Source organism: Candidatus Symbiopectobacterium sp. NZEC127 (assembly GCF_025962675.1).
Taxonomy (GTDB): Bacteria; Pseudomonadota; Gammaproteobacteria; order Enterobacterales; family Enterobacteriaceae; genus Symbiopectobacterium.
The window spans coordinates 1550285-1569392 of sequence record NZ_JAGFPG010000001.1 but is presented as its reverse complement, the minus strand read 5'-3'; the positions used below and the strand labels follow the sequence as shown (position 1 = coordinate 1569392).

20 protein-coding genes and 1 pseudogene are annotated in these 19108 nt (G+C 50.7%); 20 read left to right on the top strand and 1 reads right to left on the bottom strand.

Going from position 1 to position 19108, the window contains the following annotated elements; translation table 11 throughout:
• Window positions 1–37: 37 nt before the first annotated feature.
• From J5069_RS07240 to J5069_RS07165, 16 genes and pseudogenes are all read left to right on the top strand, one after another.
• Window positions 38–403, top strand: coding sequence for a hypothetical protein (locus tag J5069_RS07240; RefSeq protein WP_264643188.1), 366 nt, complete (start codon window positions 38–40; stop codon window positions 401–403).
• 42 nt (window positions 404–445) lie between these two features.
• Window positions 446–853: a hypothetical protein gene (locus tag J5069_RS07235; RefSeq protein ID WP_264643187.1), complete on the top strand. Its 408-nt coding sequence runs from the start codon at window positions 446–448 to the stop codon at window positions 851–853.
• Window positions 854–885: 32 nt separating this feature from the next.
• Window positions 886–1098: a hypothetical protein gene (locus tag J5069_RS07230; RefSeq protein WP_264643186.1), complete on the top strand. Its 213-nt coding sequence runs from the start codon at window positions 886–888 to the stop codon at window positions 1096–1098.
• An 81-nt stretch (window positions 1099–1179) separates the two neighbouring features.
• Window positions 1180–2001, top strand: coding sequence for a DUF932 domain-containing protein (locus J5069_RS07225; protein ID WP_264643185.1), 822 nt, complete (start codon window positions 1180–1182; stop codon window positions 1999–2001).
• Between the two features lie 52 nt (window positions 2002–2053).
• Window positions 2054–2527, top strand: a complete 474-nt coding sequence (gene radC, locus J5069_RS07220; RefSeq protein ID WP_264643184.1) for a RadC family protein — start codon at window positions 2054–2056, stop codon at window positions 2525–2527.
• A 39-nt stretch (window positions 2528–2566) separates the two neighbouring features.
• Window positions 2567–2902, top strand: a complete 336-nt coding sequence (locus J5069_RS07215; RefSeq protein WP_264643183.1) for a type IV toxin-antitoxin system YeeU family antitoxin — start codon at window positions 2567–2569, stop codon at window positions 2900–2902.
• Between the two features lie 69 nt (window positions 2903–2971).
• Window positions 2972–3292 (top strand): toxin, encoded by a 321-nt coding sequence (locus J5069_RS07210; RefSeq protein ID WP_264643182.1) that lies wholly within the window; start codon window positions 2972–2974, stop codon window positions 3290–3292.
• Window positions 3293–3409: 117 nt separating this feature from the next.
• Window positions 3410–4230, top strand: a pseudogene (locus J5069_RS07205) (DUF4942 domain-containing protein).
• Window positions 4231–4324: 94 nt separating this feature from the next.
• Entirely contained in the window at window positions 4325–4555 is a 231-nt protein-coding gene (locus J5069_RS07200) for an antitoxin (RefSeq protein WP_264643181.1), read from the top strand.
• Entirely contained in the window at window positions 4555–4983 is a 429-nt protein-coding gene (vapC, locus tag J5069_RS07195) for a type II toxin-antitoxin system tRNA(fMet)-specific endonuclease VapC (RefSeq protein ID WP_264643180.1), read from the top strand. Before J5069_RS07200 ends, vapC begins: the two co-directional genes overlap by 1 nt.
• Window positions 4984–5494: 511 nt before the next feature.
• The gene (locus J5069_RS07190; RefSeq protein ID WP_264643179.1) at window positions 5495–6013 is read left to right on the top strand and encodes an Hcp family type VI secretion system effector; all 519 of its coding nucleotides are present in this window, start codon (window positions 5495–5497) and stop codon (window positions 6011–6013) included.
• Between the two features lie 114 nt (window positions 6014–6127).
• Window positions 6128–8155: a type VI secretion system tip protein VgrG gene (locus tag J5069_RS07185; RefSeq protein WP_264643178.1), complete on the top strand. Its 2028-nt coding sequence runs from the start codon at window positions 6128–6130 to the stop codon at window positions 8153–8155.
• A complete protein-coding gene (locus tag J5069_RS07180) occupies window positions 8152–8949 on the top strand; it encodes a DUF4123 domain-containing protein (RefSeq protein WP_264643177.1) in 798 nt (265 codons plus the stop codon). Before J5069_RS07185 ends, J5069_RS07180 begins: the two co-directional genes overlap by 4 nt.
• Window positions 8949–10943, top strand: a complete 1995-nt coding sequence (locus J5069_RS07175; RefSeq protein WP_264643176.1) for a T6SS phospholipase effector Tle1-like catalytic domain-containing protein — start codon at window positions 8949–8951, stop codon at window positions 10941–10943. Before J5069_RS07180 ends, J5069_RS07175 begins: the two co-directional genes overlap by 1 nt.
• Window positions 10940–11641, top strand: coding sequence for a DUF2931 family protein (locus tag J5069_RS07170; protein WP_264643175.1), 702 nt, complete (start codon window positions 10940–10942; stop codon window positions 11639–11641). Before J5069_RS07175 ends, J5069_RS07170 begins: the two co-directional genes overlap by 4 nt.
• A gap of 35 nt (window positions 11642–11676) precedes the next feature.
• Window positions 11677–11943 carry a type VI secretion system PAAR protein gene (locus J5069_RS07165; protein ID WP_264643174.1) on the top strand — a complete coding sequence of 89 codons (267 nt, stop codon included), beginning with the start codon at window positions 11677–11679 and terminating at the stop codon, window positions 11941–11943.
• A gap of 47 nt (window positions 11944–11990) precedes the next feature.
• Here the strand turns inward: J5069_RS07165 and J5069_RS07160 are convergent, their stop codons facing one another.
• The gene (locus tag J5069_RS07160; protein ID WP_264643173.1) at window positions 11991–12911 is read right to left on the bottom strand and encodes a LysR substrate-binding domain-containing protein; all 921 of its coding nucleotides are present in this window, start codon (window positions 12909–12911) and stop codon (window positions 11991–11993) included.
• 927 nt (window positions 12912–13838) lie between these two features.
• On the opposite strand from J5069_RS07160, the gene J5069_RS07155 reads away from it, so the two are divergent.
• The 4 genes from J5069_RS07155 to J5069_RS07140 all read left to right on the top strand — a co-directional run bounded on the left by J5069_RS07155 (window position 13839) and on the right by J5069_RS07140 (window position 19071).
• Window positions 13839–14378, top strand: coding sequence for a fimbrial protein (locus J5069_RS07155; protein WP_264643172.1), 540 nt, complete (start codon window positions 13839–13841; stop codon window positions 14376–14378).
• A gap of 79 nt (window positions 14379–14457) precedes the next feature.
• The gene (locus tag J5069_RS07150) at window positions 14458–15126 is read left to right on the top strand and encodes a molecular chaperone (RefSeq protein WP_264643761.1); all 669 of its coding nucleotides are present in this window, start codon (window positions 14458–14460) and stop codon (window positions 15124–15126) included.
• 73 nt (window positions 15127–15199) lie between these two features.
• Entirely contained in the window at window positions 15200–17800 is a 2601-nt protein-coding gene (locus tag J5069_RS07145; protein ID WP_264643171.1) for a fimbria/pilus outer membrane usher protein, read from the top strand.
• A 104-nt stretch (window positions 17801–17904) separates the two neighbouring features.
• Window positions 17905–19071, top strand: a complete 1167-nt coding sequence (locus J5069_RS07140) for a fimbrial protein (protein WP_264643170.1) — start codon at window positions 17905–17907, stop codon at window positions 19069–19071.
• The last annotated feature ends 37 nt before the right edge of the window (window positions 19072–19108 follow it).

Below are 19108 nucleotides of genomic sequence, written 5' to 3'. Positions count from 1 at the left end.
AATGAGATATTATACGCATTTTATAAGGAGTTATTGCATGAATCATTCAAAATGGTTGTTACCCGCATTGTCATTACTCTTCTCTGGAATGGTGATCGGTGCGCAAATACCAGTACCAATAAAGGTAATGGCATATAACAATGTCCATGTGGCGGGAAATCGCTACGTTGATGTCGTTGTCACTGCTCAAACCGATACTGTTCGCATCAATAATATCAGTGTCAATCGTGGTAATTGCCGTATCGGAAATCTGAAATACTTCGGCACCAGTAATAAGGAAACCATTATTCCGGCAACACTGCGCTTTGGTGAATCAGTAAAAGTCCCTTTTTACAATAATTGTGTTGCCTCAGAAGTCCAGGTGGATACAGACAAAGGCGGTTGGACATTCACTTTTGATTGAAATAACACCTCAATATCTCACTGAAATATAAGGATATGCCACATGAAATACTTAAAAGGTGCCGTATTGGCGATACTGTTGCTACCCTTAGGTAGTGCTGTTGCGGCTGAGTGGACATACTGGTCATTGCAGGGATATGCAGGCGTTCATCTGAGTAATGACGATAAGCATTATCTTGAAATCAGCTGTGAATTATACTCCTCAAAACCGCCTGTTTTACGTGTACAGGCAGGGTTTAGCGGTGATTATTCTCAGCTACAGGTTGATGGGCAAGATGTATCACAACCCTTTCACTCATTAGATCGGATAAAAACAGAATGGGAGGCATTACGTCAGGCGAAAGTCATTCGCGTCAGTGATGCGACTGGAAAGTCATACACATTTAATGTTACAGGCAATAAAGACTTCCCCCCCTTTGATTCTGAGTACTATCCCTGTGATAAGGAATGACTTTCAAATATTATCAATAAAGGTTAGGCATTATGTCATTACTTAAAATGTTAATTGCTGCATTAGGTAAAGTAATTACCTGGTATTCAGGTGCTCAAGCTCAGGGTTTTGTGGCTGAGCACTTACGGCAGGCAGGTTATAATGACGAAGAAGTTGAAGCAGCCCGGGAGGCTGCTTTTTTATTGGTAGGTGCAATAACCACGACAATAATGAATTTTATTCTTCGTACTGCTTTTACTGCCTGAAATATGAAATCCATTCTTTCATTGATTATCATTTCAACAAGATGTGCCAGGGTCATTCACTCTGGCACATAAGGAGTTTTTATGCCCAAGTTGGCCTCGCGCTTTGGCGCGGTAAATATTATTCGCCGTGACCGTCCATTAACCCGTGACGAACTGGCGCACACGGTTCCCAGTGTATTTAGTGAAGACAAGCATGGCTCGCGTAGCGAACGGTATACCTATATTCCCACCATTACCCTGTTGGATAACTTACTGCGTGAAGGCTTTCAGCCATTTTTTGCCTGCCAAACCCGTGTACGTAATCCGGAGAAACGGGAGCATACCAAGCACATGCTGCGCTTGCGCCGGGAAGGACAAATTACGGGCAAACAGGTGCCAGAGATTATTTTGCTGAATAGCCATGACGGATCCAGCAGTTATCAAATGTTACCTGGTCTTTTTAGACAGGTTTGCCACAATGGTTTAATTTGTGGTGAAACCTTGGGTGAAGTCCGTGTTCCCCATAAGGGTGATGTGGTTGGTCGTGTTATTGAGGGGGCTTATGAGGTATTAGATACCTTTGAGCGTATTGATGAAAAACGCGATGCTATGCAGTCATTATTATTACCATCATCGGCACAGACTGCCTTGGCTCAGGCAGCTTTAACCTACCGATTTGGTGAAGAGTATCAGCCAGTGACAGCGGCTCAAATCCTGTCTCCTCGACGCTGGCAGGACGAAAACAACGATCTATGGACCACTTACCAGCGTATTCAGGAAAATTTAATAAAAGGTGGAGTATTAGGCCGTACAGTTCAAGGTAAACGAGCCAGAACCCGTGCTGTCAAAGGGATTGATGGTGACGTAAAACTTAACCGCGCCCTGTGGATACTGGCCGAAAATATGCTGGAACTGGCATCCTAATTTCCCTCATTTTGTTTCATTCTCCCTTATTACCTCACTTCAAGGACTTACCATGTCATGTAATTCATTGACAGGCAGCATTGCGTCCAAAGAGCAGCGCATTATCCAAATGGCGCTGTGCCTGCTGGAAAAACGCGTGCGTAAAAATGCGCGGCAGTTCAAAACCTCGGAGGACACCAAAAGCTGGTTACTGCTGGAACTCAGTAGCCTGGAGCGTGAAGTCTTTATGGTGCTGTATCTGGATAACCAGCATCGCCTGATAGAAAAGGAAATTATCGCGCTGGGCGGCATCAACAGTACAGAAGTGCATCCGCGTGAAATCGTCAAAGCCTCACTGCGCCAAAATGCCGCTGCCGTGATACTGGCGCACAATCATCCTTCCGGCTGGGCTGAACCCAGTCAGTCCGATCGGCATATCACCGACACACTGAAAAATTCTCTCTCGCAGCTTGATATCAGGGTACTTGATCACCTGGTTATTGGCGGCGATGAGGTGGTGTCGTTTGCTGAACGTGGCTGGCTGTGATGATCTCACTTACCACTGCTCTCTTATAAGGAAAGCACTATGTCATTATCGGATACCCCGGAATGGGGACTAAAACGTGCAGTTACTCCGCGATTCGGAGCCAGGCTGGTTCAGGAAGGTCACTCTCTTCATTATCTGGCAGACCGGGCCAGCGTTATCGGTACGTTCAGCGAAACGGAAGCCCGTAATCTGGAACAGATCTTTCCTGAGTTGATTAAGCAGTTGGAACAAAAACTGGGCGCGGGTGAGCTAAATCCTCGCCAGCAAGGTTGCATCACACTGCATTGCAACGACTGGACCTGTGAAGCCGATACGCTGGGCAGTTTTGGTTATGTGTATATTGTTATTTATCCAACTTCTGCTGCAACACAATAATCCACAGTTTCTCTATTCACCTTGCGTATTTCCCTGATTTTATCGATCTAACCTGAAGCGAGTATTCCCATGCAAACATCACCTGCAATCCCATCACGGGAGGATCAGTCTTGCCCGTCACCTGTAGCCGTCTGGCAGCGACTTCTGGCCTATCTATTGGAAAAGCACTACGGACTCACGCTGAATGACACACCGTTCTGCGAGGAAAACGTGATTCAGGAGCATATCGATGCTGGTGTCACGCTCGTAAACGCCGTGAATTTTCTGGTGGAGCGTTACGAACTAGTACGCATCGATCGCAACGGCTTTAACTGGCAGGAGCAATCGCCGTTTCTCTCCGCCGTTGATGTTCTCCGCGCCAGACGTTCAACAGGATTACTTAAGTCATAAAGGCTCAGAACTGCTTTCCAGTAATACCACACCAAACCTATTTCTCATTCTCCCAACTGCATAATGCGCCAGCCCCTACCGGCTGGCGCATTTGCTTTTATCTATGGATCACAAACTATGCAAATTGAACCCGAGGTTTTGACCGAACACACCGAGCTGATTTTGAGCGTATCGTTACCGGACGTGATGCAGCGCTGCAACAGATAGAACAACTCCTCAATCGGCTACAGGCAATTTCAACACTCACGGCGACTATCGGTGGCGGCACCGCCGAAGACTGGGGGCTGAAGCAAGGGCATCGCTACGATTGCTGGCTGACAGAAACGCCTGACAAGGCGATACCTGCCATCACGCGCACGTTGGATCGCAATATCTGGCGCGACCTGATGCTGAAATCCGGCATGTTATCGCTGATGGATGCTGAAGCGCGTAGCCAATGGCACAAAAATTTGGACGAGAGTGAGCTACCGGCTATCAGCGAAGCTAATATTCTCAGCACGTTTGAGCAACTTCACCAGAGCAAGCTGGAGGTATTTGAACGTGGCGTAATCAATGTATTCAAAGGGCTATCGTGGGATTACAAAACCAATCACCCTTGTTACTTTGGCAAAAAAATCATCATCAATAGTCTGGTGACATATAACCGTTGGGGCTTTGGCCTGAACTGGGGCTGGCGACGCGATCAACTGGCCGACCTGGAACGTATGCTGTACTTGTTGGATGGCAAACCCATTCCTGATAACCGGGGCGATGTCACCATCCGACTGATGGACCATATTCGCGATAATCCCCATCAGCAGGAATATGAAGATGAGCATTTCAGTGTGCGTTACTTTCAGAAAGGCACCGGACATCTCACTTTTAAACGTCCTGACCTGATCGAAAAGATGAACGACATAATCGCCAAACATTATCCGGGGATGTTAGCGGCAAGGTGAGTAGTTTAACAACGCTGTCTGAGTATATCCCATTGACATATCCCATTAGTGCTCTATGCTACCGATAGCACAAAGTTTATCCAAGGAGATCACCATGGAAAAAACAACAGTATTCAAAAGCAACCGCAGCCAGGCGGTACGGCTGCCTAAAGCGGTGGCACTTCCAGATGATGTGAAACAGGTTGATATCATCGCGATTGGCCGTACACGTATTATCACGCCAGCAGGGGAAAGTTGGGATAGCTGGTTTGAAGGGGAGGGGGTAACCTCTGATTTCATGATTACCAGAGAGCAACCCGATGATCAAGTTAGGGAAGATTTCTGATGCTGAAGTATCTGCTTGATACCAATATCTGTATTTACACCATCAAGAACAAACCGCAGGAAGTCAGGGACGCTTTCTATCGTCATTACGGGCAGTTTGCTATCAGTGCTATCACGCTGATGGAACTGATCTATGGTGCGGAGAAATCGGTAAACCCAGAAAAGAATCTCGCCGTGATTGAAGGGTTTTCTGCGCGTCTGGAAGTGCAAACTTATGGTTTTGACGCTGCCGTACATACCGGTCAAATTCGGGCAGAACTGGCAAAACAAGGAACCCCCATCGGCCCGTATGATGCCATGTTAGCTGGCCACGCGCGGTCCGCAGGTTTGATACTGGTAACGAACAATGTATGTGAATTTGAGCGTGTGCCAGGATTACGCGTAGAAAACTGGGTCGGTAGATCGGCTGACAATAGCCAGTCTTTGTAATATGCTGTCGAAGTTCAACAACTGGCGTCACTGCTTGGTATCATAGCGAACGGCAGGGTAGGGAATGAAGCAATGTGGGTTGTGGGTACAAATGCGGGTACATGTACGTTATATTTTAAGGTAAAACCTTTAAATTCAACGTGTATGGCATGTTTTTCAAGTCCCGCCCCGGCACCATCAATTAAGTTAATAAAAACAATTGGTTATAAGTAATATTACGCCACCGCAAGGTGGTTTTTTTGTTTTTGAGACTTCTCAGTGGCAGCAATAAGCACCTGGCAGCATAATTGCGCATTCTGCGCAATTTCTTGCTCACTCTCTAGCATAAATCACTTTCTGCGCAATGTTTACAAACGATCAGCGAGGTCTGCGCAATATCTTGCTCAGGGCGGGCATCGTCGATCTCCCGGGTGATATAATTTTCATAAAAAACAATAAATTACAAGTTGGTATCGTTTTTGCTTATTACTGGGACTGTTATAACCCCGGTCTAACAACAAGGAGCAAGACAATGCCAACTCCATGCTATATCAGCATCGAAGGTAAAACGCAGGGCAACATCACCGCAGGGGCGTTCACATCTGATTCTGTCGGCAATATCTACGTACAGGGCCACGAAGATGAGATGCTGGTTCAGGAATTCAACCACGTGGTAACGGTGCCGACCGATCCGCAATCGGGCCAACCTTCCGGTCAGCGCGTGCACAAACCGTTCAAATTTACCGTCGCGCTGAACAAGGCCGTACCGCTGATGTACAACGCGCTCGCCTCCGGTGAGATGCTGCCAACCGTGACGCTGAAATGGTATCGCACCTCCGTAGAAGGTAAACAGGAGCACTTCTTCTCCACCGTGCTGACCGACGCCACCATCGTGGATATCAACTGCCAGATGCCACACTGCCAAGACCCTTCCAAACTGGATTATACCCAACTGATCGAAGTCTCACTGGCCTATCGCAAAATCGACTGGGAACACACGGTGGCTGGAACCTCCGGTTCTGACGACTGGCGTGCGCCTGTCGAAGCCTAACAGGCAGAAAACCCGGCCCAGTGCCGGGTTTTCTGTATCGTACTGTCCTGAGTTCTGGCCTCCCAGACCTGAGTGCAGATACGGCTTTGATCACGGGAAACGAGGGGAACAACGGTGGCAAACAGCACGGGATTGCAGTTCACGGTCAAGGTCGGCGGATTGCCAGAATCCACCTTTGCCGTGGTGGATTTTCAGCTCAACGAGGCATTAAATCAGCCATTTGTCCTGTCGTTGAATCTGGCGAGCCCCCAGCCGGATATCGACTTTGGTGATGTACTCGACCAGCCCTGCGAACTGCGGGTGTGGTATGACGGTAACCTGCAACGACGGGTCAACGGGGTCGTCAGCACTTTCGCCCAGGGCGATACTGGCTTTCGCCGCACGCGTTATCAGGTGGAAGTTCGTCCAGCGTTATGGCGACTGGGTTTACGCACCAACGCGCGTATTTTTCAGTCGCAGAAACCGCAGGAGATTATCAGCATCCTGCTACAAGAAGCAGGAATCAGTGATTATGCCTTTGCGCTACGCGACGATCATGCGCCGCGAGAATACTGTGTGCAGTATCGGGAAACTGATTTGGCCTTTATTACTCGGTTGGCGGCAGAAGAAGGGATGTACTTCTTTCACGAGTTTGAAGCAGGCAAACACCGGGTGGTATTTGCCGATGACGCCGGGGCGCTGGTGGCAGGCCCTGAGCTGTTTTTCAACCTTGCGGCACAGGGGCTGAGTGAAGGGGAATATGTTCGGCGTTTCCGCTATACCGAGTCTGTCAGCACCGCAGAGGTGGAACTAAAGGACTACAGCTTCAAAACGCCAGCGTATGGATTATCACACAAAAAGAAAAGCGGCGATCTGTCACACCAGCAGGAGAGCTATCAACACTTTGATTATCCCGGACGGTTTAAACAAGACCCAAGTGGTAAGGCATTAACTGGCTATCGGTTAGATGCATTGCGTGCCGGGGCGATGACGGGCGCAGGCGAATCCAACGCAGCGGCACTGATGCCGGGCTGCCGTTTCTTGCTCAGCGAGCATCCCAATCCAGCGCTCAACACCGACTGGCAACTGGTGGCCATTACCCATAAGGGGCGGCAACCGCAAGCCCTGGAAGAAGAAAGCGGCGGGGAGCCTACCACCTACAGCAACCGTTTTGACGTGATTAATGCCAACATCACGTGGCGTGCGGCATTGCCCTATAAACCGATGGTGGATGGTCCGCAAATCGCCACGGTGGTTGGCCCTGCCGGGGAAGAGATTTACTGTGATGAGCACGGCCGGGTGAAACTGCAATTCCCATGGGACAGATACGGTTCCAGCGACGATCAGAGCTCGTGCTGGGTGCGCGTGAGTCAGGGCTGGGCAGGCGGTCAGTATGGCATGATCGCCATCCCGCGTATTGGTCATGAAGTTATCGTCAGTTTTCTTGAAGGGGACCCCGATCAGCCCATCGTAACGGGCAGAACCTACCATGCCACCCAGCGCCCTCCTTATGACCTGCCGGTTCACAAGACTCGCACCGTGTTGCGTACCGAGACGCATCAGGGAGAAGGATTCAATGAACTGCGCTTTGAAGATCAGGCCGGACAGGAGGAAATCTATCTGCACGGACAAAAAGATCTTAACGCGTGCATTGAGAACGATGTTGTCTGGCATATCAGACACGATGCCCACGCTGATATTGATAACAACCGCATCACGCGCATTAAATCCAACGATCACCTGACCGTAGAGAACGAGATGCGTGTTCAGGTTACGGGGGATCATTCGCTGACGGTGAATGCCTCGATGCACCAGAAACTGGGGCAGGCTTTGCTGGTCGAAGCTGGCCAGGAAGTGCACGTGAAATCCGGGGCCAAAGTGGTGCTTGAAGCGGGAGCTGAGCTGACCCTGAAAGTTGGCGGCAGCTTCGTGAAGATTGACCCCAGTGGGGTGACGGTCGTGGGCCCTTCCATCAAGATGAACTCCGGAGGAAGCGCTGGCAGTGGCTCAGGCTGGGCAGGGCAAAGCCCCGAACTCCCGGGCGATGTTGCGGTGCCTCCCGCCCCTCCCGCCACTTTGCCTGCTCCGGCCATTCATAAGAGCATGGCGTCCATGGCTCCACTTGCCAAACCTTGCCCGCTCGCCACGGGAGGTGACTTATGAAGGTAAGTGAGTGGCAAACGCAGCATAGTGGAAACCTGTTTGCCATCGTCGATGGTGCCGCCGATCGCTCAGCGGTAGCCCGGTTCTATGAACTCAGCGACGGGGAAGCCTTTCCCCTGTTTGCCGGCACCGCGTTCGGCGATCAAGCTGCGCTGGGGCCCTGGCTGCTGTCTGCACCTTCGCCTGAGTTTGTGTCGGGCTCACCCGATTTAAGCGGATTCTATCTGATGAGTGAGCAGTCGCTCGAGGTTGTTCGCCGTCACTGGCAAAGCCTGATCGAGGTGATACGGGAAGGCGAAGCCGTTATATTTCGTTTCGCTGATCCGCGTATTTTTCTGCCAATCTTGCTCGCCATGACGCCAAACGAGCAAGATGCCATTCTGGGCCCCTGTTCCGGGCTCTGGATTGCCGGCCAGGCGTTTACACGTAATGCTGCCCCTCTCAGTCATCCGCCATTAAAAGCCCCGTGGTTTGCTATCCATTCACGCCATCTTGCTGCGCTGTATGACGAAAACCGCCACGCCTATATTCTTCGCCGCCGTTTTTGGCAGGTCATGACGACGACGATGGAGCGCCATCCGGACCCGGCCAGCACGATCTTACCGGTACTCCGACAAGCCAATGCCGACAAGCTTCAGGACGATGTACTTGATGGTGTGGTGGCGGGCACCCTGACCGTGCAGGCAGGGCTACCGCTGGAAAGCATTCGCGCGCCGCTGATGTTGACCGACTCTGAACTGGCACAGATCCGCCACTGGATGGCGCAGCACGCTGAATTGATGGGAGTGAATTAATGGCCGCAGATCCGCACTGTATTCCTTGTGAACGTTATGATAACTGGATCGAAATTGATATTCGGGATGAACACAATGTTTCCTTTAAGGGGCTAAAGGCGACATTGACCGATGAGACTGGCAAGTCTCAGACGGTCACGCTTAAAGACGGGCCTACGCTGGTGCGCGGTTTTGCCGTCGGCCCGATAGCGGTAAAACTGGAGACTCAACCCTGGCTTAAGGCCGCGCAATCACGTGAAATGCTTAAACAGGGGCAGAGTGCCGTACCGGCTTATACGACACAACGCGTCGGGCATGAGAAAACAGCGCGTGAACACGTAAATGTCACCACCGGCGACCTGTGTCTGACGGCCCCCGAGCAGCCACTGCCAGAGGCACATCAGGAAGGCAAAGCCGGAGAGGCGCGTTTCTTTACCAAACATGCCTACGTCATCGAGGTAAAAGGCTATACCCTCAATGTGTTGCGCATCGGCGTTTTCTTCGATGGCACCGGGAATAACACCAGTAATGCCGAATCTGGCATGAAAAAGGTGGAACAGTGGCTGGCAGAAACCTGTTCAGACCCAGCGCAGCGTGAGAAAGAACTGCTCGGCTGTCAGAGAGGACAGTTGCCGGTCAGTGACAGTGCGGCAAATGATAAGACCAATGTCGGCAAGCTATACGATCAATACCGTATTGGACCTGAAACGTTGAATGCGCATTGTTATATCAGCGGGATTGGTACCCGCGATCCGGTCCCAGGGAATGAAGGTCAGGAATACCGCTCAGATGTGACGCTGGCACTGGCTATGGATCTCAGCGTTATGGGGGAAGACACCTCCATCGTTGGGAAAGTGAATCTGGCCTGTGGACAAGGGATTGCAGAGGCCATCCAAAGAGATCTAAGGCAAGTATTACCCAATATTGATTGCATCCACCGTATTGTGTTTGATGTGTTTGGCTTTAGTCGAGGTGCAGCAGCAGCACGCCATTTTGTCAATGTTATCGACCAGAAGGATGATCATCCGCTGGTGCAGGCGGTGGCGGAGGATCCCTCTCTCCGCCTCAAAGCCGGGTTTGACTGGCGCAGCCGGGACGATGTGCGTATTGCCTTTTTAGGAATTTTTGATACCGTCACCTCGTCGTATAACCTCAAGGTTAAGACCCGTTTGCAGGATGACTGTGCCGATCGGGTGGTGCACCTGACGGCGCTGGATGAAGTCCGCCACCATTTCCCGCTGACGCGCATTACCCCGACAGCGATCGGCACCAGTATTCCCCCCCATTTTACCGAACTGGCTCTGCCGGGTGCCCATTCGGATATCGGAGGCGGGTATTACAGTCGCTGGAGCCTGGCGAATCCGAACAGCGATCCGGCGCTGATCGAATGCATTGAGTTGGAACGTTTTATGAGCCAGGAAGAGATTTCCACCGCTGAGATACAAAGCCGCGCCTTCAAGCAGGCGCGAGCTTATGCCGAGGAGAAGGTCTCTCTGGGATGGGTTGATCGCATATGTACGCAATCGGTGCGTAGCGCGACACCGCAGGTGGGGGCAATCAGTTTGATTCCCTATGCCTATATTCGCCGACGCGGAAAGGATGACCCCTGGCCACAAAAAGCAGTCTATGTCGACGTGATGATGAGCCGGGTGGTGGAAGGGGAATACTCCCGCATTCCGCTGCATATGATGGTAGAGGCGGGGCGTGCTGTAGGGGTGCCATTTAAAGAGTGGCAGCCAGAAAGCAAGATGCTACAAGTTGAATCGCTTTCAGCCCGGCAACCTGCGGCAAATCTCCCTGCATTGGATCAACGCTGGTCGATGGCCGCAACCGAACAGGGGGTGGTGAAAAACCTGGGGAGTCAGTTATCGCCCGATGTTTACCGGGCATTGCGCCGTGACTACGTGCACCACAGCGCCAGAAATCAGGGGATCGCCAATCCGGCCAATACCAACAAACGGGAAACCTCCGTTAGCAAGGAACGGCGGCATATCATCGGCAATCAGGAGGTATGATGTTCAGGTTTCTGATTATATTTATCGGGCTCAGTCTTTCTCTGGTGGCGTGTTCCAGCCCAACAACAACCAACCATGTCAAATGGAGTTACGGGCACGGCAGTAATATTGATGAGCTTGCGATCATCAAGGTTGTCTTTTATCGGAATGGCGCATTACTTGGTAGCTACTCTGGTGGCGGTATGGGACCGGGTGCCAGCACAAAACGCATTACAGAAAAACGATATTATTGGGCTGGCGGGGGGGGATTACCTGTGGATGGAATGGCTGTTCCCGATCAAGCGGTAGTTGAAATGGTCTCCTTCTACGATCGCAAACGCTATCGCATCAGGGTGGATTTACCTACTGATCTGGCGCAACAAATGCAGCAACGTTATCAGATTAACGGGCGCACCGATCAGCGGAATTGGCTTTATTTTGGATTAGCTCCGGGGGGATATTATGAGGTCCTGTTAATGGGGGATTTGGCTGGAGCAAGCCCGGATATTTTGCTAACCCGAGGCATTGCCGAAGAAGTCGCGGATGACTGGTATGATAAAAAAGTGCCGCTGTCCAGACAATATGGCATTGATTCGTTCGACAAAAAATATGGTGCGTTATTTAAGCAATACCCGGTACCCCAGGGAATGGCCTGGGCCCCGATAATGGATGACTACCGCGCAAAGCAGCCAAGAACCGATCAGCACCCGGTCAAATAAAACAGTTCGGGATAGGTGGTAATGAGGGATGAGAAATGGGTAACGCAGTAAAAACAGGTGATAACGATACCGGGCACGGTAGCCATCCGCCGACATCAGTCGTGGCGGGATCATCAACCGTTAAGGTTGATGGTCTGCCATTGGCTCGTCAGGGAGATCCGCTCTTTCCACACGGGCACAGTCGAACCATCAGCAGCGGTTCATCCAGTGTCTTTATCGACGGCAAGCCTGCTGCGCGCACCGGAGACACCGTTGGCTGCGGTGGCGTGTTGATAGGCGGGGGAAGTGTCACTATCGGTTGATGTGCTTTGGAACCCCTTTTTTGCGGAGCAAAAGGGCCAACATTGCACTACACCGGGTTGGTGAGAAATGCAGTACAAGCTGCGTTGATTTCGTCCATCAGCTCTTTAGCCAAGGGGGTTAGCCCCAACTGCTGTTTGTAGATCAGCGTATACTCGGCAGCAGGCAGCGTTTCTTTGACAGGAACGATCGATACGATATCTTTGATGTGATCGACGTTGAGAATCGCTTTGGGACCAATAAACAGATAATCCTCATTGGTCACCAACTGCTCGCCAATCGTCATAGAATCGCCATAAATGATGCGACTGTCAGCCTGCTTGCCATTGGGGAAAATGTGTTTCTCCAGTTCCTTGTAGTATCCCGTTCTGGCATTTGGGAAATACCATTTACACCCTTGCAATTGGCTGAGTGCGGTGCTGCCCGCTAACGGATGTCCATGTCGTGCCATAATGCAAAACTCGGTCTTGATGGCATTTTCGATAAAGAACTCGTTCATGGATATTTCCGGTGAAGCAATACCAAGGTAGAAGTCTATTCTGCCTAAGCGTAACGACGTGATAAGTTCAGACAATTGCCCTTCTATGATGGTAATCGTGGCGGTCGGATGTTCTTTTTGGAATGTGTTGATCACTGCGGGCATGATGCTGAAGGCTGGCAAATGTGAGCAGCCAAACACAACGGTGCCTTCTGATATCTGGCTGGCTTGGTGCAGTTCATCAACGGCCCTTTCCAGATCGTTGAGCAGCATTGCTACTCGGGGTTCAAAAATGCGGCCCATCTTGGTTAATACCATGCCTTGAGGCCCACGGGCTAACAAAGTAACACCCAATATTCTTTCCAGTTCCTGAATACTGCGCGTCATGGCTGGCTGAGTTTGAAACAGCGCCTGTGATGCGGTTCTGATACTCCCATAGCGAATGATTGCCTGAAAATTCCTGAGTTGATTAATTTTGGGGAGCTCTTTCATGGGGCACCATCAGCATTATTGGACGCGTCTTTTCTAAGGTAGACGGATTTTTATTGTTGGCAACAACCCATTGAAAAAATGGTTTTATTGACCATAACTGGCGGAAGAAGCATGATTAAATATCATGCTCTACAGACAAACAATGTCAACGTTTTGCCGTCAACGCGCCCCTTGTTTTAACGCGCGGTGGCACCGTTTACAGACCTTGCGCAAGGGAATGTCTGTAGAAAATGGGTATCCGCCTGAATGGCAGCGGGAGAAACAGAGATTACGTTTGTCACAGCGGCGTATTCAATCTGAATGTATATAAAATTGCAAGGGAGTAAGCGGTTAAATAAAAAATATCAACAAAAAGATTGTGCGAAAAAAGCGTGTTATTGATGCCGCCTTTCAGCGTTGGCTCAATGACACTGGGTGATTTTAGTAAAGTAATTTTTATCGCTGATAGGAAAATGGCATCACCAAAAACAAATGATTATTTATCAGGCTATTCGATTTTACTCTTTAAAGGAGAACGCCCTTGATGAGCCCGGTAAACGGGTAAAAAGATCGTGTTCTATCATTTTTTTATCATTTTATACGGCGTTGTGTAATGTAAATTTGTTTTTAATTTGAAAGGTTTTGTGCTTTTCTGTCTGGTTAAAATGAAGAGATAGCATTAATTTATCACTGATAAAAATTACTTTCTTTACCCCATTATCTGACGGGCTTTATAGTGCATTCCGCTAGTCGATGTTGGTGTGTTTTTTTTGTTTTACTTTTCTGGAAGTCTATTGAAAGCACCCCAGGTGACTAAATGAACGTTTTTCATGTTTATGGGAAACATCAGCGGCTTTGAACAAAGATGTTTAATTTATCGTCATGTGAATGTTCAGGCGATATTTAAATATCAACATTAGGAATTATAACCCAGTAAGGTATATGTAAATGAATAAGATCGTTTTCTCTTCCATTGCTATCGCAATGATGTCTGTTGGTCTGGCACACGCGGCGTCAACCGGCACGATCACTTTTAATGGACAACTGAACGCTAATACCTGTGATGTCGTTGTCGATGGTCAGGCCGCGGATGCAACCGTTGTGTTGCCCACGATTGGAACGAACCAGTTATCCACCACCGGCCAAACGGCGGGTGATACGGGCTTTACCCTGGCACTGAATAATTGTGCGGGCACATTGGAAACCGCATCGGCATTCTTCGAAGCGGGGGCAACCGTGGATTCTGTGACGGGGCGTTTGAATAATACCGGGACAGCGGTCAACGTCAGCCTGCAATTGCTTGATGGTTCCAGCCCGTCTCGTGCGGTAGTTGAAGCGGGTAACCAGAGTCAGGTCAACGGTAACACCTATGTAGATATTACTTCAGGCAGCGCCAACCTGCCGTACATCGTGCGCTACTTTGCGGAAGGTGCAACTACTGCGGGTACGGTTGTTAGCAACGTTGTCTACTCTATTCAGTATCAGTAATGGTCTGCGGGAGGGGCATTCCCTCCCGGTTTTCCGTCAGGAGTCTCGTATGAAATTTCCCTCTTTTACTCTTCAGCGGATGTGCCTGCTCGCAGCTGCTTTGTTTAGCATGACAGGGCAAGCCAGCGTCGTCATTAGCGGCACCCGGGTGATATATTCCGCAGATGCCAATGAAGTGAGTGTTAAAATCAATAACGGTGGCCCATCTCCGGTATTGCTGCAAAGCTGGATCGATAACGGCGATGTCAATGCCAAGCCATCCGCAATCAAAGTGCCGTTTGTATTGACGCCGCCGATGAACCGCGTGGAGCCGGGCAAAGGGCAAACGCTGCGTATCAGCTATACCGGGGATACATTACCATCGGACAGAGAATCGGTATTTTGGCTAAACGTGTTGGAAGTGCCGGCTAAATCTCAGGCCAAAAGTGAAGAGAACCGTTTGCAGATGGCTTTTCGTTCGCGAATCAAGCTGTTTTATCGCCCGGCGGGTCTGGAAGGTAATGCCAATGACGCGGCAAACGCTATCACCTGGAATACTCAGGGCAATCGCCTTCAGGCAACCAACCCGACACCGTATTATGTCTCTTTGGTAAATATCACCGTAAAGGGCAAAAAAAGTGATTATGCGATGCTCGCACCGCGCAGTTCTATGGTGTTGGAATTACCGGCCAGTGTCGGGAATAAGATCAGTGGCAGTTTTGTTAATGATTATGGCGCCGTACATGCCTTTGAATCTGTCGTGAAATAACGCTTCCCACACAGTCAATTTTTTAAATTTATACCCATCATCATTCAGGAAAAGGGTGTTGACAGGACTTCTTATGTCAAAGTATTTTCAAACCGAATCCAAAAATAAGCTGCCATTATGGCATGTGGCTATTTTATCTGCGCTCGTGATGGGCAATGTAAATGCTGAAATTGCACCCGCCATGTCTCTGGAGAATGCAAATAATGTGGAGTTCGATGCTTCTTTCCTGAATGTTGATAATGCGGTTTTGGTTGATCTGAGTCGTTTCGCCGACGGTGCTTCTGTTTTACCGGGGATTTATAAAACGGCAGTCTATGTTAATGCGCAATGGGTCAGTAACGTGGATGTCGAATTTAAAGCCCATACGGATAAAAAAGTATATCCGTGTCTCTCTATCGACGTGATTAAGCATATTGCGTTTAATTACGCTAGGTTGCCTGCGGATTTTTTTGGCTCACAGAATGCGGGCGAGCAATGTGTCGATTTGCAGCAAAAACTTACCGAAGCGCAAATTAATTTTGACAGTAACGAGCAACGACTGGATATCGTTATTCCGCAGATATACATGCAGAACACTGCACGCGGCACGGTGAGCCCGGCATTATGGGATGACGGTATTTCTGCGCTAATGATGGGCTATAACGTCAATGGCTACACCAGTGAATCCCAAGGTAAAACGTTTAATTCGTTATTTGCCGGGTTGAATGCCGGGCTCAACGTGGGACCCTGGTATTTACGGCACAACGGCGCTTATGCCCGCATGGATAACGCGCCCAGTAAATACAGCAGCATCAACACTTACCTTCAACGCGACATTCCGACGCTGAAAGCGCGGATGCTGGTGGGGCAATCGAACACGGTTGGGCAACTGTTCGATACGCTGCCTTTAACCGGCGCGCAACTGATGACCGATGAGCGGATGTTACCTGAGTCCTTGCGCGGCTACGCGCCTGAGATTCGTGGTATTGCTCGCACCAATGCGCGAGTCACGGTGCGGCAAGGGGGGCAGATTTTGTATGAAACCACGGTTAGCCCCGGAGAGTTCCTGATCAACGACCTCTATCCAACCGGCTACGGTGGCGATCTGAATGTCACGGTGCGTGAGTCTGATGGCACCGAGCAACATTTCAGTGTGCCTTATGCGTCGGTGGCTCAACTGTTGCGTCCAGGCTCATCACGCTATGCGATCACCGGCGGAGAAGTGCGCAGTGATAATCTGCGCGATAAGCCATCACTCTATCAGGCGACGTATCAACGCGGTTTGACCAACGCGATTACCGGGTATGGCGGTGTTCAGGCCAGTGAAAATTACGCCGCCTTGCAGTTGGGAGCGGCACTAGGCACGTCGATCGGTGCGCTGGCGTTTGATGCGACCCAGGCGCGTACACAGTTGGATAATCCGGCTAACGAGGAAAGTCGACACCCGGCGGGGAGCCGCTCTACTGGGCAAAGCTATCGCGTAAGCTACAGTAAACTGATTAGTGAAACTAACAGCAACCTGTCGTTGGCCGCTTACCGGTTTTCGACGGCGGGTTACATGGATTTTATGACCGCGATGCGTACACGCAACGCGCTGGCTGAGGGATATTCACCGGAGGCGATTTCCAGAGCGAAAAACCGCGTCACGGTCACTGCCGGACAGGGGCTGCCAGAGAATGGCGGACAACTGTATTTCAGCGGATCGTTGCAGAACTACTGGAATAAGGCGGGCAGCGAAAAGCAGTACCAGATGGGCTATAACAACCGTTATAAGAATCTTTCTTACGGCTTTAGCGTCAATCGCAGCTTCTCCAGTCTGGGTACGGCACAGACGAACTATCTGTTGAGCTTCAGCATGCCACTGGGCCGCAACGATGCTTCCCATACGCCCTATTTGCGTATGGATCTGTCTCACGACAGCAGCGGTCGCTATGGTCAGCAGGCCAGTGTGTCTGGCGCTGTGGGGGCAGATAACCCGCTCAGCTATGCGGTAACGGCGATGCATGCCAACCAGAATATGGGATCCAGTGGTTCGGTGAGTGGCAGCTACCGTAACGCGGCGACAGCGTTGAGTGGAGCCTACAGCACCGGTAAGGGCTATCACAGTGCGTCTGCCGGGATGAACGGTACGGTTATCGGCCATGCGGGTGGCGTGAGCTTCACGCCGTACTCGTCGGAGACCTTTGCGTTGGTAGAGGCCAAAGGCGCACAAGGCGCCAGCGTGTCATCGTATCCGGGGGTGAGTATTGACTCTCGCGGTTATGCCGTGGTGCCGTATTTAAGCCCGTACCAGATGAACGAGATCAACCTCGATCCCAAAGGCGCGTCAGCGAATCTGGAGCTGGATAATACCAGCATGAAAGTGGCTCCGCATTCCGGTGCGGTGGTGAAGGTGAAATACAACGCCAAGAGCGGTACACCGATTCTGGTGAATGCCACCTACCAGGGAGAACCCGTGCCTTTCGGTGCCGATATCTTTGACAGCCAAGGCAACAGCGTGGGTGCCGTCGGGCAGGGCGGACAACTGTATGCACGTGTGTCACAAGATAAGGGACAACTGCGGGTGCAATGGGGAGAGGACCCGGATATGTCGTGTACGGTCGGCTACTTGCTGATGCCAATGGCGAAAGGGAAAGAACAACGCCAGATTCAGCAATTCAATTCCGTGTGCACCTCTGGGGTGGCTTCTGCATAGACAGAAGCGACATTGCCTAAAAAAAACTCGCGTGCCCACAACAAGTGATGGCAGTTATTCACTGCCTGCCCTTTGCGGCCGATGCCGGACGCTGGAGAAACAGTATGAAGTATTTGAACATTCCTCTTTTAACGCTGCTCGGCACGTTGCTGCTAGCCATGTTAAGTAGCCACAGTTGGGCCGCAATATCCTGTGGCTATCAGGCGGGCTTCAGCGCGTCCTCGCTCAGCGTGCCGTTAAGCCCGCCGATCATATCGGCCGGTGCGGATATACCGATAGGCACCATTATTTATCAGGGGCGTTGGATGAATGCACCCACGGTGGATATTGAGTGCCGATCGCCTGGCGGCGGGTTTCCCTTCAACTGGGCGGTCGGCATTGAGCAAGCGCCACTGCCGCTGAGCGGGTTGAATACCGGCCCGTTTGCCGGCGCCGTCTATCAAACCAATATCCCAGGGATTGGGGTCGCGATATCACGTCATAACGAAAGTGCTGCCGCAACGCTCGGCGTATTTGGCTATCGTAACGAAGACGTTATTTTCGGTAACGAACCCTATGGTGGAGTGACGCTGGGCGCCGCGACACGTTATATCTCGCTGATTAAAATCGGTCCGCTGACGCCTGGGAGCTATGCTATCTCGGCATCCAGTTTCCCTACGGCAAGCGATAATATGGTGAATTCGCGTTCTGGCGAGCAAATCCAAGGCTTGCCGCTCCAATTAAATCGCGTCACCTTTACCGGAAATCTGACGGTAACAGCGCAAACCTGCACCACGCCGGACGTCAATGTGGCGATGGGTACTTATGATATACGGGAACATTTCAGGGGACCCCATTCCACTACGCCGTGGATTGATGCGTCTATTTCGCTGCAAAATTGCCCGATGTTTCATGGATTTTATAATCAAACGAACACCACGACACTGATGGATTTCAATACCGGGAGTGCGGCGGCGACGCCATCGATCAATAACAGCATTGGTGTGCGATTGACACCCACCACGGCAGTGAAAGATGCCGCCAACGGCATCATGGCCATTGACGCGTCGGTGCCCGGCGCGGCGTCAGGCGTCGGGATCCAGATTGGGTGGGGCTTGAATAGCCAAACGCCAACACCGTTTAATTTCTCCTCAGAGCACGCTATGACCTTACCGAAAGAGGGCAGCCCGACGATCCGGGTTCCGTTATCCGCGCGCTATATCCAAACGGATGCCGTTGCGACTGCGGGAAGAGCGGATGGCAAAGTGGTGTTTACGATTAACTATTACTAGCACGCCGTGCTGCGTTATTTTTAATGGCTACCTGCCG

Bases quoted from the DNA above. Each gene is read 5' to 3' on its own strand.
- J5069_RS07180 (WP_264643177.1), top strand. From the start codon at position 8,152: ATGAAGGTAAGTGAGTGGCAAACGCAGCATAGTGGAAACCTGTTTGCC.
- J5069_RS07145 (WP_264643171.1), top strand. From the start codon at position 15,200: ATGTCAAAGTATTTTCAAACCGAATCCAAAAATAAGCTGCCATTATGG.
- radC (WP_264643184.1), top strand. From the start codon at position 2,054: ATGTCATGTAATTCATTGACAGGCAGCATTGCGTCCAAAGAGCAGCGC.
- J5069_RS07140 (WP_264643170.1), top strand. From the start codon at position 17,905: ATGAAGTATTTGAACATTCCTCTTTTAACGCTGCTCGGCACGTTGCTG.
- J5069_RS07210 (WP_264643182.1), top strand. From the start codon at position 2,972: ATGCAAACATCACCTGCAATCCCATCACGGGAGGATCAGTCTTGCCCG.
- J5069_RS07165 (WP_264643174.1), top strand. From the start codon at position 11,677: ATGGGTAACGCAGTAAAAACAGGTGATAACGATACCGGGCACGGTAGC.
- J5069_RS07240 (WP_264643188.1), top strand. From the start codon at position 38: ATGAATCATTCAAAATGGTTGTTACCCGCATTGTCATTACTCTTCTCT.
- vapC (WP_264643180.1), top strand. From the start codon at position 4,555: ATGCTGAAGTATCTGCTTGATACCAATATCTGTATTTACACCATCAAG.
- J5069_RS07200 (WP_264643181.1), top strand. From the start codon at position 4,325: ATGGAAAAAACAACAGTATTCAAAAGCAACCGCAGCCAGGCGGTACGG.
- J5069_RS07175 (WP_264643176.1), top strand. From the start codon at position 8,949: ATGGCCGCAGATCCGCACTGTATTCCTTGTGAACGTTATGATAACTGG.
- J5069_RS07230 (WP_264643186.1), top strand. From the start codon at position 886: ATGTCATTACTTAAAATGTTAATTGCTGCATTAGGTAAAGTAATTACC.
- J5069_RS07225 (WP_264643185.1), top strand. From the start codon at position 1,180: ATGCCCAAGTTGGCCTCGCGCTTTGGCGCGGTAAATATTATTCGCCGT.
- J5069_RS07160 (WP_264643173.1), bottom strand. From the start codon at position 12,911: ATGAAAGAGCTCCCCAAAATTAATCAACTCAGGAATTTTCAGGCAATC.
- J5069_RS07215 (WP_264643183.1), top strand. From the start codon at position 2,567: ATGTCATTATCGGATACCCCGGAATGGGGACTAAAACGTGCAGTTACT.
- J5069_RS07155 (WP_264643172.1), top strand. From the start codon at position 13,839: ATGAATAAGATCGTTTTCTCTTCCATTGCTATCGCAATGATGTCTGTT.
- J5069_RS07190 (WP_264643179.1), top strand. From the start codon at position 5,495: ATGCCAACTCCATGCTATATCAGCATCGAAGGTAAAACGCAGGGCAAC.
- J5069_RS07150 (WP_264643761.1), top strand. From the start codon at position 14,458: ATGTGCCTGCTCGCAGCTGCTTTGTTTAGCATGACAGGGCAAGCCAGC.
- J5069_RS07235 (WP_264643187.1), top strand. From the start codon at position 446: ATGAAATACTTAAAAGGTGCCGTATTGGCGATACTGTTGCTACCCTTA.
- J5069_RS07170 (WP_264643175.1), top strand. From the start codon at position 10,940: ATGATGTTCAGGTTTCTGATTATATTTATCGGGCTCAGTCTTTCTCTG.